Source organism: Kitasatospora sp. NPDC001603, from assembly GCF_040298365.1.
In the GTDB taxonomy this organism is placed as follows: Bacteria; Actinomycetota; Actinomycetes; order Streptomycetales; family Streptomycetaceae; genus Kitasatospora.
This window is the reverse complement of record NZ_JBEPAA010000123.1, coordinates 1-15157: the sequence shown is the minus strand read 5'-3', so window position 1 is coordinate 15157 and position 15157 is coordinate 1. Positions and strand designations below refer to the sequence as shown.

The window sequence follows — 15157 nt, the reverse complement described above, 5'->3', positions numbered from 1 at the left end:
CGGACTGGTACCCGGACCTCGACGACATCGCGGCCAAGATCACCCACCGCACCAAGGCCATCGTCGTCATCAACCCCAACAACCCGACCGGCGCTCCCAGCCGACCTGGGCGGTGTGGCCCTGGATGCAGCGGTAGCTGACACCGTTCCAGGTGACCACGTCACCCGCGCTGTAGGTGGTGCCCGGCGTCCAGGTGCCGCCCGGGTTGCCCGGGTCGGTGCCGACCACCAGCGAGTACGTGGTGCTGTGGGTGGCCGAGCCGGTACCGGTCACCGTGATGGTGTAGGTGCCGGCCTGGACGCCGGAGCCGACCGAGACGTTCAGCGTCGCGGAGGAGCCGGACTGCACCGAGGACGGGCTGACCGACACGGTGACCCCGCTGGGCGCGCCCGAGGCGGTGAGGTTCACCGTCTGGGCGGAGCCGGAGGTGGTGGCGGTGGAGACCGTGGCGCTGGTGCTCCCGCCCGGGAGGGCGTTGCCGGTGGTCGGGTTCACCGCGACCGAGAAGTCGTTGGTCGGGATGGGCCCGGTGCCGACCGAGGTCTTCCACAGGGTGTACGCGACGCCGTCGGCGCTGCGGTCCAGGGCGGTGGCGTTGATGTTGCTGGTGGTGTCGCACGCCTGGTGGTAGCAGGAGTCGTACGCCCGGTTGGCGGTGCCGCCCCACTTGGTCGCCTGGGCCGGGGTCTTGACGGCGCTGGCGCCGGCCGCGTAGCCGGAGGTGGGGATGCCGCCCTGCTGGAAGGAGTAGTCGTCGGAGCGGCCCTGGCCCTCGACGTTCTCCTCGGGCTGGATGCCCAGGGAGTCCCAGTAGGCCTTCATCGGGGCGGAGGTGGCGGAGCCGATGTTGTTGATGAAGTAGCCGGCGTTGGGCGAGCCGACCATGTCGAAGTTGTAGTAGCCCTTGATGGCGCTGCGCTGGGTGGAGCCCAGCTGGTTGACGTAGTGCTGCGAGCCCTGCAGGCCCTGCTCCTCACCCGTCCACCAGGCGAACCGGACGTGCCGGGTCAGGGTGGGGTTCTGCTGGGCGAGGGTCAGCGCGTTCTCCAGCAGGACGGCGGAGCCGGAGCCGTTGTCGTTGATGCCCGGGCCGGCGGCGACGCTGTCCAGGTGGGCGCCGAACATGGTCACCTGGTCGGCCGGGCCGCCCGGCCAGTCCGCGATCAGGTTGTTGGAGCTGTAGGTGCAGGAGGTGCAGGTCTGCTCGCTGACGGTGTAGCCGGCGGCCTGCAGCTTGCCCTTGATGTAGGCGAGCGACTGGCTGTGGCCGGCCGAGCCGGCCCGGCGGTTGCCGCCGTTCTGCGAGGCGATCGTGTTCAGCTGGGCGAGGTGCGCCTGGACGTTGGCGACGCTGACGTCGGGCACGCCGGGGTTGGGGTTCCCGTTGCCGACCGTCAGCGTGTACTGCGCGCTGTGGGTGGCGGAACCGGTGCCGGTCACCGTGAGCACGTAGGTGCCGGGGGTGGCCGAGGAGGAGGCCGAGACGTTCAGCGTCGCGGAGGAGCCGGCCTGCACGGAGGACGGGCTGACCGAGGCGGTGACGCCGGCCGGGGCGCCGGAGACGGCCAGGTTGACGGCCTGGGCGGTGCCCGAGGTGACCGCGGTGCTCACCGTGGCGCTGGTGGCGGCGCCGGGCTGCACGGAGCCGGCGGTCGGGTTGACCAGCAGCGAGTAGTCGTTGGTGCCGGACGGCGTGCAGGTGGGCTCGCCGCTCTGGGCGGGGACGCTGATCGCGTCCCAGGCCGCCTTGGTGCGGGTGAACAGGCCGCAGCCGGGGTCGAGGCTCTTGGCCGCGGTGAGCGTGGTGACCCGGTACTTCTTGTAGGTCATGCCGCTGGTCTTGAGCAGCATGCCGCCGTAGAAGATCCGCCCGGCGTCCTTGATGCCGACGCCGGTCACCGAGGAGTTGTTGCAGGTCGGGCTGGTGGGCTTGCCGCCGCCCGGGTTGGAGCCCTCGGAGAGCAGGTAGAACCAGTGGTTCAGCGGGCCCGCCGCGGCGTGCACCTCGGTGCTCGGGATCGAGGAGGAGTAGCAGTTGGGGTTGTTGCCCACCAGCGAGGGGTTGTACATGTTGCGGATCGGCCCGCTGCCGACCAGGTTGATCATCTCGCCGACGGTGTAGTCCGGGTTGTCGTACGGGGACGGCTCGTTGGCGTACGCCTCGGTCAGCGCGCCGAAGATGTCGCCGGTACCCTCGCCGAGGCCGTTCTCGTTGTTGGCGCCGCCCGGCGTGTACTGGTCGATGCCGTGGCCGAACTCGTGGCCGACCACGTCGATGGAGGCGATCCACTCGTTGGCGTTGTTGTGGCCGATCGAGACGGAGGAGCCGTCCCAGTAGGCGTTGACGTCGTTCAGGCCCACCTTGACCGGCCAGCTGCCGCCGTTGCCGTTGTGGCCGTTGCGGCCCAGCCAGTCGCGGAGCATGTCCCATTCCTTCTGCGCCGCGAACATCACGTCGGCGCAGCCGGTCTCCTTGCTGGTCGGGTTGCCGGTGCCCCAGGAGTCGCTGGACTTGGAGAACACCTGGCCGGAGCTGTAGTCCGCACAGCTCAGCCCGGACCGGCTCGGGTCGCGCAGCGAGTAGGTGCTGCCCGAGGCGGTGGTGTTGATGGTGACCGGCGCCGGGCCGTTCCACTTGCTGTTGGCGGTACCGGCCTTGACGTCGTCGTAGCTGTCGATCACCTCGCCGGTGCGGGCGTCGACGAAGACGTGCAGCCGGCTCGGGGCCGCGCCGGTCCGGCCGGTGAGCACGGTCTCCCAGGCGAGCCGCCCGGTGCCGTCCTGCACCTTGACCACCAGGCGGCGGGTGTCGACGCCGTCGACGGCGGCCAGCCGGGTGCGCGCGGTCTTCTCCGCCTGGGCGGCGCTGATCGCGGCCTTGGTCGGGCCGCCGACCGGACCGGTGGCGGCGGACTGGAGGCCGCGGACCTTGCCCTGGCCGTCGGCTATGACGACGGCGTCGCCGCCGACCACCGGCAGGCCCTGGTAGGTGCGCTCGTAGGCCACGGAGTAGAGGCCGCCGAGCCACGGGGTGACGGACTGGCGCTCGTAGGTCTCGCCCGGGCCCTTGGCCAGGGCGTCCAGGCCCGCCGCGGCCGCCTGGTCGGCGGCGGAGACGGCGGCGGCCAGGGCGCTCGGCGGCGCGCTGACGGCCGGGCCGGGCTGGGCGGCGGCCTGTCCGACCGCGGTGGCGGTCAGCATGCCGGCCAGGACGGTCAGGGTGGTTCCCGCCGTCAGTAATCTGCGTTTCATTCCGAGGCTCCTCGAACGTGGGGGTGCTCGACCGCGGACGACGTGCCTGTCTGGCGCTCACCGCGGGGCCGCATCGGGGGACGGCCGTTGCGGGCGTCCGCGCTCGGGTGCCGGAACACTCACATGCCGTCATGCCCTGGTCAACGGCTGCGGCATGGCTTCCGTGCAGTTGGCAAGTTCTGTCAAGCTGCGGGTTTTGTGAAGAGGTTGAGACCAAGAGGTTGAGACCACCTCATGTACGGAGCCCGCCCGGTCCAGTACCGTCCTGTCCATCGGAAGGACCGGAACCGACTCGGGAGGGCAGCCCCGTGCACCGGAGCCACACCGACGTACCGTCCGTCGGTCCGCCGCCGGCCGACCCGCTCTGGCGCGCCTTCGGCGCCCGGCTGCGGCACTGGCGCCGCCGGGCCGGCCTCACCCAGGCGCAGCTCGGCGCCGAGATCGGCTACGACCACACCGCCGTCAGCAAGCTCGAACACGGCGCCCGCCGGACCACCCCGCGGATCGCCGAGCGGCTGGACGGTCTGCTCGGCGCCGGCGGCGAACTGCGCACCGCCTGCCTGCGGGCCGAGGAGGGGGACGCCGGGGAGTGGGACCGGCCCGCCCCGGCCACCCCGGCCGCCCCGCCGGCCCCGTCCGGACCGGCCGGCTGGGCCCGCCCGCCACTGCCGGGCGGCCCCGCCGCCCCGCCCTCGCCGCTGCCGCCGCTCGCGGCCGGCGGCCCGCCCCGCCGGCTCCCCGACTACGGGCTGCTCTGCCCGATGCACGGCGCGGCCGGCTGCGCCGTCCCCGAGGCCGCCGAACTCGCCGCCCTGCACGCCGCGTTCTGCGCCGCCGACCCGGACGCCGCGCCGCCGCTGGACGCCGACACCGCGCACGCCCTCACCGGCCTGCTCGCCGCCCACCTGCGGGCCGGCGAGGCACCCGCCGGGCCCGGCACCGCCGCCGTCGAGGAGACCCTGCGGGCGATCCTGCGCCGGCTCGGCGGCACCACCGACGCCCGGGCCCGCCAGGCGCTCGCCCGGCTCGCCGCCGAGTACGCGCACGCGGCCGGAGGGCTGCGGATGCAGCACGGCCGCAACGCCACCGCGATGGCCTGCTTCGACCGCGCGCTCACCTGGTCCGAACTGGCCGACGACCCGGCCACCCAGGTCGCCGCGCTGAGCGACATGAGCACCCTCGCCCGGCTCGACGGCGATCCGGCCGCCGCGCTCGGCTACGCCCGCGAGATCGCCCGGGCCGCGCCCGGCCGGCACTGGGCCGGCGCGATGTCCCAGATCGGCCAGGCCCGGGCGCACGCCCTGGCGGGGGACGTCCGCGCGACCGTCCGGCACATCGGCCGCGCCCGGCTGCACCTCGACCACATCGGCGAGCACGACGAGACCGACGCGCCCTGGCTCTCCATCGCCTCGATGCGGCTGCGGGTCGAGTCGGCCGCCGCCGCCGCACTGCGCGACGCCTCCGCCGCCGTCGGGGACCACCGGCTGGCGCTGCGCGCCGTGGACGCCGCCGACACCGCGCTGCGGCTGCTGGCCCCGGACCAACTGCCCTCCACCCGGCTGCTGTTCACCATCCGGATGGCCGACTGCCACCTGTGTGCCCATGACCTGCGGACCGCCGTGGAACTGCTCGCCCCGGTCCTGGACGAGGCGACCGCGCTGCCCGCCCTCGCCCGCCACGAACTGCGCGGGCTGCGCATCCGGCTGGGCGCCCACGGGCTGGCGGTATCTTGACGAAGGCGGGCGATCACGCCGCTCGTGGGCGCCGGCCCCGCCGGGCGAGGATCGGACCACCGCCGAACAGGGCGGGCCCCGGTACGAGTGCGAGGAGCACCCCGATGACCGCCAGCGCCGTTCTCACCGTCCCCGCCGCCGACCCGGCCGTCGCCGCCGCGCACTTCCTCGGCCGGCTCTCCTTCGAGGCCGACGTCTCGGACGTGCACGCCGACCTGACCGCCGGCGTCCCCGGTGTGGTGGTGGTCGACTCCCGTAGCGAGGCGGCCTGGGCACAGGGCCGGATCCCCGGCGCGGTGCACATCCCCACCGCCCGGATCGCCGAACTCGCGCCGCTGCTGATCGACCCCTCGGCCACGGTCGTCACCTACTGCTGGGGTCCGGGCTGCAACGGCGCCACCCGGGCGGCCCTCGCGTTCGCCCGGCTCGGCCACCCGGTCAAGGAGATGCTCGGCGGCTTCGAGTACTGGGTCCGCGAGGGCTTCGCCTACGACACCGACCACGGCAGCGAGCAGCGGCCGGTGGACGACCTGACCGCCCCGCGCTCCGGGATCTCCTGCGCCTGCTGAGGCCGGTGCGCCCGGCGCCGGGCCGGTCGGCCGGCAGGCGGGTCGCAGAGGCGTTCCACGGGTCAATGTGGCGGCCGTGTTTCGCTCCTGTGGCGTGCGGTTTTCGGAATGCCCCGAGGCCGCCGAATCCCCGGTCCGGCCGTTGAGAGATCGTCCCGGCGTTCCTAGAATCGGGCGGCGGAGAACGTCGGCCGCGGGCCCCGGCCGGCAGTCCCGTCACCGGGGCGCACTCCGCTGACGCGACGTCAGGTCACCGGTGCGGTCGAGGTCCGGGCGCCGGACCCCCGCCCCGACTTCCCTGCCGAGGAGACCGCATGGCCGCCGACCTGTCCCCGACCGACGCCGAGCAGATCCGCCAGCTGCTCGCCCGCTTCCCGCACGCCTTCGACAATGCCGACACCAGGGCGCTGGGTGAGGTCTTCACCGCTGACGGAGTGCTCGAACTCGCCCGCACCGGAGCGGTGTTCAGCGGACTGGAGAAGATCGGGGTGTTCAGCCGCGACCTCGGCAGCCGGTCCCCCGACCAGCACACCCTGGACAGCGTGCTCACCGTCGAGCCGGACGGCACCGTCCGGGGCCACAGCCGCTACCTGGCGATCCAGTTCGACGGGACGGTCCACAACGGGGACTGGTTCGACGTCTACGTCCGCACCGGGGACGGCTGGCGGATCGCCCACCGCCGCTCCGTCCCCCGCTACCCGCTGCGCGCCGGTGAGGCGTAGCGGGGGACGGGCGGGCGGCGTCAGTGCGGGAGCTCGACCGAGAGGTGCGGGCCCAGCGCCCGCAGGAAGTCCGCCGCGTCGAACATCGCGCCGGCCGAGGCGACCCCGGTGGTGCGGCTCCGGCCGGTCAGCAGGCGCTCGACGGCCTCCACCGCCAGCGGGGCGGTGATCGCGTAGATGTCCCGGCCGCGGGCGGTGGCCCGGCGCCCGACCCCGCCGGACTCGATCAGGACGTCGACGACGAAGCTCTGGTCCGACCGGCCCAGGTCGTCGACCGCCTCCGGGGCCGGGGTGTCCGGGCCGGCGAGGTCACCCGCGGCCTCGACGGTCATGTAGGTGCGGACCTCCGGCACGGCCAGGTGGCTGGGTACCGTGACGACGTCGGCCATGGTGAACTCCCCGAGCACCGCGCGGGCACCCAGCGGCGCGGGGAAGGTCCACTGCTGCTCGGACGGCGCGTCGTCGTGGTACCGCAGCGCGCCGTCCGCGAACCTCACCCGGCGGCCCGCGCGGCGCTCGTGGGACACCCGGCCGGCCTCCCGGGTGCCCGGCGTGGGGTGCCAGCTGTCCAGCCCGTACGCGACGTGCACGAGGTCCGCCGAGGTCCACTCGCCCATCGCGGCGGTGACCAGCAGGTCGCCCAGGCCGCCGTAGAAGGCCATCGCCGGGACGACCGGGGTGCCGGCCTCCCGGGCCGCGTCCGCGTGGTCGGCGAAGGTCGCGGCGTTCGCCTCGATCTCCGCCGCGACGTCGACGTAGGGGATCCCCGCGCGGATCGCGGCCTCGACGACCGGGCCGCCGGTCACCGCGAACGGTCCGGCGCAGTTGACGACCGCCGCCGCCCCGGCGAGGGCGCGGTCCAGCGAGGCCGGGTCGTCCACGGTGGCCGGCCGGACCTCGGCACCGGGCCACTCGGCCGCCAGCGCCTCCAACTGGGCCGCGTTGCGACCGGAGAGGACGGGGGCGAAGCCACGCCGTCGCAACTCGGCCACCATGAAGCGACCGGTGTGCCCCGTCGCGCCGTAGACCACCACCGCAGCCGTCGTACCCATCGCTGTTCCCCGTTCTCGTCGTCTTGCCGACCCTCAGTCTGGTCGCCGGCGGGGCCCGGGTGTGATGGTCCGGAACGACAACACCCGTACACTTTCGGACATGCCCACTGTCGCGCTGCCGACCACCGGAAACCTGCTGCACTTCGAACTGGGGGTGGCCTACGAGATCTTCGGCAATCCTCCGCGCGAGGCCGTGGACGGCTGGTACGACGTGGTGCTCTGCGGGCCCGGGCCGGTACGGGTCGGCCCGTTCGTCGTCGAGCCGGACCACGGGCTGGACCGCCTGGTGGACGCCGACACCGTGATCGTGCCCGCCTGGGCCGACGTCGACGAGCCGCCGCCCCCGGAGCTGGTCGAGGCGGTGCGCGCCGCGCACCGGGCCGGCGCCCGGGTGGCCTCGCTCTGCACCGGCGCGTTCGTGCTCGGCGCGGCGGGCCTGCTGGACGGCCGGCGGGCCACCACCCACTGGGCCCGCACCGCGGAGCTGAGCGCCCGCCACCCGCTGGCCGTGGTCGACCCGGACGTGCTCTACACGGACAACGGCAGCGTGCTCACCTCCGCGGGCAAGGCGGCGGCCGTGGACCTCTGCCTGCACCTGATCCACCTCGACCACGGCGCCGGGATCGCCAACTCGGTCGCCCGTCGCCTGGTCATGCCGCCGCACCGCACGGGCGGTCAGGCCCAGTTCGTGGCCACGCCGGTGCAGGCGACGGGCGACCACCCGCTGACCCAGGTGCTCGCCTGGGCGCAGCAGCGGCTGGACCGGCCGCTGACCGTGACCGACCTGGCGCGGCGGGCGAACACCAGCCCGCGCAACCTCGGCCGGCAGTTCCGGTCGGTGCTCGGGCAGACACCGCTCCAGTGGCTGCTGAACCAGCGGGTCCGCCGGGCCCAGGAGTTGCTGGAGGCCACCGACGAGAGCGTCGAGGCGGTGGCCGTCGCCACCGGGATGGGGACGGCCACCACGCTGCGGCGCCAGTTCAAGCGGATCGTCGGCGTCCCGCCCAACAGCTACCGGGAGGCGTTCCGCAGCGCGAGGGCCGGCTGACCGGTCGGCGCCCGCCACCGGCCCGGGGGACGGCCGGGCTCACCGCCCCGGGGCCCGCGGACCCGCCGCGGCGGCGGTCGGTCCGCCCGGGGCCGGGGACTGGTCCGCCGCGCGGGTGACGGTGCAGCGCAGGCCGCGGAAGGTGGAGGAGCCCATCTCGGCGTTCTCGTCCTCGTTGGTGGTCAGCAGGTTGACGTTGGCCTCCCGCCAGCCGCCGTCGGCGCCGCGCTCCGGGTACCACCAGGCGGCGGGGGCCATCACCACCTCGGGGGCGATCCGGTCGGTGAGCAGGACGCGCAGCCGGATGCGGCCGGTGCGGGTGGCGAGTTCCGCCCACTCGCCGTCGGCGAGGCCCTCGCGGGCGGCGGCCTCGGGGTGCATCTCCAGCCGGGGCTCGGGCTCCTTGGAGCGCAGCGAGGGCAGGTCGCGGAACTCGGAGTTGAAGTAGAACGCCGAGTGCGCCGAGGTGAGCAGGTAGGGGCCGTCCTCCGGCCTGCCGACCGGCGGACCGGGGGTGGGCAGCGGCGGGTAGCCGAAGGCGCGCAGGGCGTCGCAGCGCAGCCCGACCTTGCCGCTGCGGGTGCCGAAGCCGCGGCTGCGGTACTTGTGGTACTCCAGCGGGGTCGCCCGGTAGTGGAGTTCGGCCAGCTGCCGCCAGTCCATGCCGATCGGCTCCAGCCGGGTGTCCAGGGAGTCCGCGGCGTCCGGCCAGAAGTCGGCGGACAGGCCCAGCCGGTGGGCCAGTTCGGTGAGGATCCACTCGTCGGAGCGGGTGTCGCCGACCGTGGCGAAGGCCCGGCGGGCCGCGACGTAGTGGGCGTGCTCGACGATCTGGTCCCGCTCCAGCCAGCCGCCGACCGGGAGGACGACGTCGGCCATGGCGGCGGTCGGTGTGAGCCGCAGGTCGGCGACAGCGAGGAAGTCCAGCCGCTCCAGGGCCCGCCGGACGCGGTCCGAGTCGGCGTAGTTGAGCAGCAGGTTGCTGCCGTGCACCAGCATGGTGGTCACCGGGTGCGGGGCGCCGGGTTCGAGCACGGCGTCCCAGACGGAGCCGGGGTGGGCCCAGCCGGACATCGCCAGGATGCGGTGCCGGTCGCCGCCGAGGCGCTTGGCGGCCTGCTCGGGCGCCAGCAGCTCGGCGCGCGGGAAGGACCGGCGGCCGTCGATGCCGGGCGGGTCCCACAGGACGTCGCCGCCGGGCCGGTCCAGGTTGCCGCAGATCGCCGAGAGCAGCAGGACCGCCCGGCAGGTGTGGAAGGAGTCGCGGTGCTGCTGGGGCCCGGTGCCGAGTTCGATCGCGGCGCTCGGCGCGGCCGCGTAGGCGAGGGCGGCCGATCTGATCAGGTCGGCCGGCACGCCGGTCCGCTCGGCGACCGACTCCGGCGTCCAGTCGGCGACGTGGGCGGCGAGGTCCTCGAAGCCGACCGTGTACTTCTCGACGAAGGCGTGGTCGTAGGCGTCCGCCTCGATCACGGTGTGGATCATCGCCAGCGCCAGCGCCGCGTCCCCGCCCGGGCGGACCTGGAGGAACTGCTCGGCGCGGGCGGCCAGCGAGGTCCGCCGGGGGTCGATCACGATCATCCGGGAGCCGTCCCGGACGGAGGCGAGCAGCCGGGTGCCGATCACCCCGTCGCCGTGGGTGAGCGCCTTGTTGGAGCCCCAGACCAGGACCAGGTCGGGCCGGCCCTCGTAGTCGCAGAAGGTGAAGCCGCCCGCGGTGAGGATGCCGGCCATCACCCTCGGGTAGAAGCAGACGTGCGCCGGGCCGAGCACATTGGGCGTGCCGAAGCTGTTGGCGAACCGGAAGAGCCACTCCTGGTAGTTGCGGTCGGTGCCCTGGGCCAGCACCACCGCCTCCGGGCCGTGCTCGATCCGGGCCCGGTCGAGCGCGACGGCCGTCCGCTCCAGCGCCTCGTCCCAGCCGATCGGGCGGAACTCGCCGCTGCCGCGCGGCCCGGTGCGCAGCAGCGGCGTGGTCAGCCGGTCGGGGTGGTTGAGGTGCTCCAGCGAGGCGCGGCCCTTGGCGCAGAGGAACCCGTGGTTGTTCGGGTTCTCCGGGTCGCCCTCGATGGCGGTCAGCCGCCCCTGGTCGACGGTCACGACGGCGCCGCAGCCGCCGTGGCACATCCGGCAGATCGTCCGGTGCCGGCCGTCCTCGGCGAGCACCTGGACGACCGGGAGCGGCCGGCGGTGCCGGTCGGCGGGACTGTGCGTGGTCATGGGGGCCTCCGGGCGGTGTGCGGTGGCGGCCGGGCGCGGCGCGGGCGGTCAGCCGCGCGGTCGGCGCCCGCCGAGTTCGGCGTGCTCCTGCAGGAGGCTCCGGCAGGTGTCGTCGTCGATCGGCCGGATCGCCTCGCGCAGGGTGAGCCCGGAGACCCGGGGCAGGCGGGCGCGCAGCCAGTCGGCGATCTCCTCGGGGTGGTGCTTGGCGCCCTCGCGCAGGGCCCAGCCCAGCGCCTTGCGCACGAAGAACCGGGAGTCGGTCAGCAGCGGGTCGGCGAGTTCGCCGAAGGCGGCGAAGTAGTGCGGGAACTCGCCCCGGTCGCGCAGGGCCAGCAGGTAGGACAGGATGCCGCCGCGCCGTACCCACTGGTGGTCGTCCCGGCTCCAGCGCAGGAAGTCCTCGGCGGTCTCCGGCAGCCGCAGCAGCAGGGCGCCGGCGCCCTTGGGGGCGATCAGGTCGACGTGCGCCCAGGTCTCGCACTCGCGCAGCAGCTGTTCCAGGTAGCCGGTGTCCTCGCGGACCAGCAGGTCGGAGCGGCTCTCCAGGAGCAGCGCGGCGCAGGAGCGCGATTCGTGGACGGGCGGGGCCCAGAGCTCCTCGGTGAGCTCCAGCAGGGTGTCCCGGTCGAGCCCGGGGTGGCGGCGGACGAAGTTGCGCACCACGGTGCGCATGGCGGGCAGCGGTACGCCGATGTGCTCCAGCCGGCTCTTCAGGTAGGCCTTCTCGCCGTCGGCCCGGCCGGGCACGGCGCTGTCCTCCAGCTCGGACCTGAGCCGGTCGGCCAGGACGGGGGCGGGCGGGGTGTCGAAGGTCTGGGGGGTCTTGCGGGTCACCGAGGATGCTCCGGTCGGACGGGGCCGGACGGGCCGGGGGCGGCGCCCCGGCCCGTCCGAACGCTGATCGTTCTCTGAGGTGTTGACGTTACGTCAGTCGGCGTCGTGGTACGGGTAGCGGAGCTCGCCGGCCCACAGGTACTCGGAGGCGGGGCGGCCGCTGCGGCCCTCGGTGTAGCGGAACACGTCCTGCCAGATCGCGCTGACCTTGTCGTTGCGGTACGCGATGCTGGGGCCCTGCTGGTCGTACCAGCGGACGATCTCCAGGAAGAACGGGCCGGTGGCGTCCTCGCCGAAGTAGACGACGGCGCGGTCGCCGGTGGTCAGCTTCTCGTCGCGCAGGGTCGGCCAGTCACGGGCCATCAGCTCGTGGAACTCGGCGACCTTGTCCGGGCGGACGAGGTAGTGGGCGAGCCCGGTGTAGGCGTCCTCCTCGGGGAGGTCGGGCTCGTCCTGGAAGTAGCCCATCCGGTGCACGATCGGGTAGTCGACCGGCGGCCGGCCCTCGCGGGCCTCGGTGATCGCCGCCATCTCCTGCCAGATCGCGTTGACGTCCGGGGTGTTGAAGGCGCGGCTGACCGCGTTCTCGTCGACCCAGGTGACGATCTCGAAGAAGACCGGACCGTGCTCGCTCTCGCTGTGGTAGACGGTGGCGGGCTCGTCGGTGACCAGGCCGTGCGCCTTCAGGGTGGGCCAGTGCCGGGCGATGATGTCACGGGCCTGCTCGGCGCAGCCGGGCTTGACCATGTACGTCGCCATCATGTGCGTGGACAGCACCACGGGGGACTGGGACATCGGATGACTCCTCGGTCTGTTCGTTCCGCCGGTGCGGACCGGTCGGATGCGGTTCGGGTCGGTAGGTGGTGGGTGGATGGTGGACGGGGGACGTCGGTCGGTGGCGCGGGGCCACCGGTCCGGTGGCCTCAGGCCTTCTCGGCCGCCGCCGGGGCGCTGCCCGTGGCCCTGGCGGCGGGCGGTCGTGGAGCTCCGAAGGCCGGTGCCGGGACGTCCCGGATGAGGAGCAGGGCGGCCACCCAGCCGACGGCCAGCAGGCCCACCGGCAGGAGCAGTCCGCTGTGCATGGCGCTGGTGAAGGCCTCGGCGAAGGCGCCCTGGACCTTGGCCGCCTGCGCCGGGTCGGCCCCGGCCAGGGCGGGCGGCGGACCGCCGCTGCCGATCTTCAGGGCGCCGTCGGTGAGCGGGGCGAACGCCCGTTTGAAGCCCTCCCGGGCCTCCGGCGGCAGTGCGAGCGCCTGCTCGTTCACCCAGCCGCGCAGGCCGCTGGAGAGCCGCAGCGACAGGATCGCGCCGATCGCCGCGCTGGCCAGCAGGCCGCCGATCTCCTGGGCGGTGTTGACCAGTCCGGAGGCCACCCCGGCCTGCGGCGGCGGGACCTGGCGCATGCCGACGCTGAACAGCGGCGAGAACACCAGGCCCATGCCGAGGCCGGCCAGCACGAACGGGCCGATCAGCTGGAGCGTGCTGGTGTCCGTCCCGGTGACCAGGATGAACGAGCCCAGCCCGGCGGTGAAGCAGGCCAGCCCGGTCAGGATGACGGCCTTGCCCGAGCCGCGGTCGGAGAGCTTGCCGCCGACCCCGGCGACCAGCGCCGAGGTGAGCGGCATCGCGGCGATGGTGAAGCCGGCCCGCAGCGGGGACATCCCGAGCACGGTCTGGAGGTAGAGCGAGATCGGCAGGAAGGCGCCGAGCATCGAGAAGCCCATGATCGCCGCGATGATGTTGGCGGAGGCGAAGTTGCGCAGTCGCAGCAGGTCGAAGGGGAGCAGCGGGCCGGACCGCTGGTGCCTGCGCTGGTCCAGGACGAAGTACGTCAGGACCAGGAGCCCCGCCGCGATCGCCGCCCAGGCGGTGGCGTTCCACTCCAGGCGTTCGCCCTCGATCAGGCCGAAGGCCAGCGCGGTGAGGCCGAGGACGAGCAGGGCGGTGGGCAGCACGGCGAGCGGCTGGCGTTTGCCCGGCCGGTAGTCGTGGACGTGCCGCAGCACCAGGTAGGCGGTGGCGATGCCGATCGGCAGGTTGAGGTAGAAGATCCACCGCCAGTCCAGGTAGCTGACGATGACCCCGCCCAGGGTCGGCCCGGTGAGCACCGCGAGCCCGGAGAGCGCGCCGGTGAACCCGAACGCCGCGCCCCATTTGGAGGGCGGGAAGACCATGGTGACGATCGGCAGGATCTGCGGGGCGAGCATGGCCCCGCCGATGCCCTGGACGGCCCGGGCCGCGATCAGCACGCCCGCGTTGGGGGCGACCCCGCACACGCAGGAGGCGACCACGAACACCGCCAGGCCGTACAGGTAGACCCGTCGGGGCCCGAACAGGTCGCCGAGCCGGCCGGCGACGATGAGCAGGGTGGCGTAGCCGAGGATGTAGGCGCTGAACACCCACAGGCCCTCGTCCAGCGAGGCGTGTACTCCGGTCATCACATGGGGCAGCGCGATATTGACGATCGTCATATCGAGCAGCGTCATGAAGAAGCCCATACTGAGCACGCCGAGGATGAGCCAGGGACTTTTGTCCCGGCTTTGCGGGGTGGGCATAGGTGGCTCATTTCTTGGAGCGCCGGAAGCCGTCGGACGAAGCGGGCATCGGGCTCCGGAAACGGGGAAGCACGGAATGTCCGCCGGTCTCGGTCAGGCCGGCGCGAAACGGATCGCGAGGGGTGGTCGCGGCGGTGCGCCGCGAGGGTGGCGGTCGCGCCGCACGGGCGCGCCGGCGGGCGGCGGGGGCCGCCCCGGAGTCAGTCGGCGCGGCGCAGGACCACCGCGTTGGCGTCCAGCTGGAGGACGTCGGTGTGGAGCTGGAAGGGCATCAACGGGCCGGTGCTGAACCGGTCCGAGGGGAAGTGCCGGGCGAGCGAGGCGGCGTCCACCGGCTTGAAGGGGAACATCTCCTGCCGGCTCCCGCGCAGGTAGAGCAGGCCGCCGGGGGCCAGCAGCCGGGCCACCTCGGCCGCGTAGCGGTCGCGGTCGTCCGGGCCGAGGTGGTGGAAGCAGCCGCGGTCGACCAGCAGGTCGAACTCCTCGTCCGGCAGGTCGAGTCCGCGGACGTCGCCGACCGACAGCTCGATGTCCAGGCCCAGTTCGGCGGCGCGCGCGACGGCCATGCCGACGGCCTCGCCGCTGATGTCGACGCCGGTCGCGCGGTACCCGGCCCGGGCCAGCGCGACGGTGTCCCAGCCGGTGCCGCAGCCGAGGTCCAGGGCCCGGGCGCCGGGCGCGGGCGGGGTGGCGGCGAGGAAGCCGACCAGGTCGGGGGAGGGGGCGCTGAGCTCCCAGTACTGGTGGTGATCACCGGCCTTGTAGGCCCGGTCCCAGTTCATCGTGGTCGTCATGGTCATGGTCGTTGACCCCTTCCGGAGGCGCGCCGGACCGCACCGTACGGCCGGCGGGGCACGCCGGCGGCGGGCGTGCGCGGGGGGAGGTGGCTGCCGCCCACGGCGCCGGCCGAGGAGGCCGCGGTGGCGTACCAGCCGATCACCTCGGGGTGCCCGGGCGTGAGCACGGGCGAGCCCCGGTAGACCTCGTAGCGCGGCCAGTTGGCCCGCAGCGGGAGGTCGGCGGCCGGTGTGACGTGCCGGTGGCGGACGGGGGGGGGGGCGGGGGGCGGACCCCCCCCCCCCCGCCCCGGCCCGGCGCCCGGGGGGGGGGGGGGGGGGGGGCGCGGGGGGTGCCGGCCCGGGGGGCGGCGGGGCCGCCCCCCGCCCCCC

11 protein-coding genes are annotated in these 15157 nt (G+C 74.2%); 4 read left to right on the top strand and 7 right to left on the bottom strand.

Annotated elements, in window-relative coordinates; all coding sequences use genetic code 11:
* Nucleotides 1-69 precede the first annotated feature (69 nt).
* Nucleotides 70-3252, bottom strand: a complete 3183-nt coding sequence (locus ABT263_RS37080; RefSeq protein WP_352297889.1) for a M28 family peptidase — start codon at nucleotides 3250-3252, stop codon at nucleotides 70-72.
* Between the two features lie 308 nt (nucleotides 3253-3560).
* Here ABT263_RS37080 and ABT263_RS37075 point away from each other — a divergent pair, with 308 nt between their 5' ends.
* The 3 genes from ABT263_RS37075 (at nucleotide 3561) to ABT263_RS37065 (ending at nucleotide 6276) form a co-directional block, all read left to right on the top strand.
* Entirely contained in the window at nucleotides 3561-4985 is a 1425-nt protein-coding gene (locus ABT263_RS37075) for a helix-turn-helix domain-containing protein (RefSeq protein WP_352297886.1), read from the top strand.
* A 104-nt stretch (nucleotides 4986-5089) separates the two neighbouring features.
* On the top strand, nucleotides 5090-5554 hold the full coding sequence (locus ABT263_RS37070; RefSeq protein ID WP_352297883.1) for a rhodanese-like domain-containing protein: 465 nt from the start codon (nucleotides 5090-5092) through the stop codon (nucleotides 5552-5554).
* Between the two features lie 314 nt (nucleotides 5555-5868).
* Nucleotides 5869-6276, top strand: a complete 408-nt coding sequence (locus tag ABT263_RS37065; RefSeq protein WP_352297880.1) for a nuclear transport factor 2 family protein — start codon at nucleotides 5869-5871, stop codon at nucleotides 6274-6276.
* 20 nt (nucleotides 6277-6296) lie between these two features.
* Here the strand turns inward: ABT263_RS37065 and ABT263_RS37060 are convergent, their stop codons facing one another.
* On the bottom strand, nucleotides 6297-7328 hold the full coding sequence (locus ABT263_RS37060) for a saccharopine dehydrogenase family protein (protein ID WP_352297877.1): 1032 nt from the start codon (nucleotides 7326-7328) through the stop codon (nucleotides 6297-6299).
* A gap of 100 nt (nucleotides 7329-7428) precedes the next feature.
* On the opposite strand from ABT263_RS37060, the gene ABT263_RS37055 reads away from it, so the two are divergent.
* Complete coding sequence (locus ABT263_RS37055; RefSeq protein ID WP_352297874.1) at nucleotides 7429-8376, top strand: helix-turn-helix domain-containing protein; 948 nt, start codon at nucleotides 7429-7431, stop codon at nucleotides 8374-8376.
* Between the two features lie 39 nt (nucleotides 8377-8415).
* Here ABT263_RS37055 and ABT263_RS37050 read toward each other — a convergent pair whose 3' ends face one another.
* The 5 genes from ABT263_RS37050 to ABT263_RS37030 form a co-directional block, all read right to left on the bottom strand.
* Nucleotides 8416-10596: a molybdopterin-containing oxidoreductase family protein gene (locus ABT263_RS37050; RefSeq protein WP_352297871.1), complete on the bottom strand. Its 2181-nt coding sequence runs from the start codon at nucleotides 10594-10596 to the stop codon at nucleotides 8416-8418.
* A gap of 48 nt (nucleotides 10597-10644) precedes the next feature.
* Entirely contained in the window at nucleotides 10645-11433 is a 789-nt protein-coding gene (locus ABT263_RS37045) for a DNA alkylation repair protein (protein WP_352297868.1), read from the bottom strand.
* A gap of 93 nt (nucleotides 11434-11526) precedes the next feature.
* Nucleotides 11527-12228 carry a hypothetical protein gene (locus ABT263_RS37040; protein WP_352297866.1) on the bottom strand — a complete coding sequence of 234 codons (702 nt, stop codon included), beginning with the start codon at nucleotides 12226-12228 and terminating at the stop codon, nucleotides 11527-11529.
* Between the two features lie 128 nt (nucleotides 12229-12356).
* On the bottom strand, nucleotides 12357-13988 hold the full coding sequence (locus ABT263_RS37035; RefSeq protein WP_352297864.1) for an MFS transporter: 1632 nt from the start codon (nucleotides 13986-13988) through the stop codon (nucleotides 12357-12359).
* Nucleotides 13989-14188: 200 nt separating this feature from the next.
* Complete coding sequence (locus ABT263_RS37030; RefSeq protein WP_352297861.1) at nucleotides 14189-14788, bottom strand: class I SAM-dependent methyltransferase; 600 nt, start codon at nucleotides 14786-14788, stop codon at nucleotides 14189-14191.
* Nucleotides 14789-15157 lie beyond the last annotated feature (369 nt).

Excerpts from the sequence above, each read along its gene's own strand:
- ABT263_RS37080 (WP_352297889.1), bottom strand. The coding sequence starts at position 3,252 with ATGAAACGCAGATTACTGACGGCGGGAACCACCCTGACCGTCCTGGCC.
- ABT263_RS37055 (WP_352297874.1), top strand. The coding sequence starts at position 7,429 with ATGCCCACTGTCGCGCTGCCGACCACCGGAAACCTGCTGCACTTCGAA.
- ABT263_RS37035 (WP_352297864.1), bottom strand. The coding sequence starts at position 13,988 with ATGCCCACCCCGCAAAGCCGGGACAAAAGTCCCTGGCTCATCCTCGGC.
- ABT263_RS37065 (WP_352297880.1), top strand. The coding sequence starts at position 5,869 with ATGGCCGCCGACCTGTCCCCGACCGACGCCGAGCAGATCCGCCAGCTG.
- ABT263_RS37040 (WP_352297866.1), bottom strand. The coding sequence starts at position 12,228 with ATGTCCCAGTCCCCCGTGGTGCTGTCCACGCACATGATGGCGACGTAC.
- ABT263_RS37030 (WP_352297861.1), bottom strand. The coding sequence starts at position 14,788 with ATGACCATGACGACCACGATGAACTGGGACCGGGCCTACAAGGCCGGT.
- ABT263_RS37060 (WP_352297877.1), bottom strand. The coding sequence starts at position 7,328 with ATGGGTACGACGGCTGCGGTGGTGGTCTACGGCGCGACGGGGCACACC.
- ABT263_RS37070 (WP_352297883.1), top strand. The coding sequence starts at position 5,090 with ATGACCGCCAGCGCCGTTCTCACCGTCCCCGCCGCCGACCCGGCCGTC.
- ABT263_RS37050 (WP_352297871.1), bottom strand. The coding sequence starts at position 10,596 with ATGACCACGCACAGTCCCGCCGACCGGCACCGCCGGCCGCTCCCGGTC.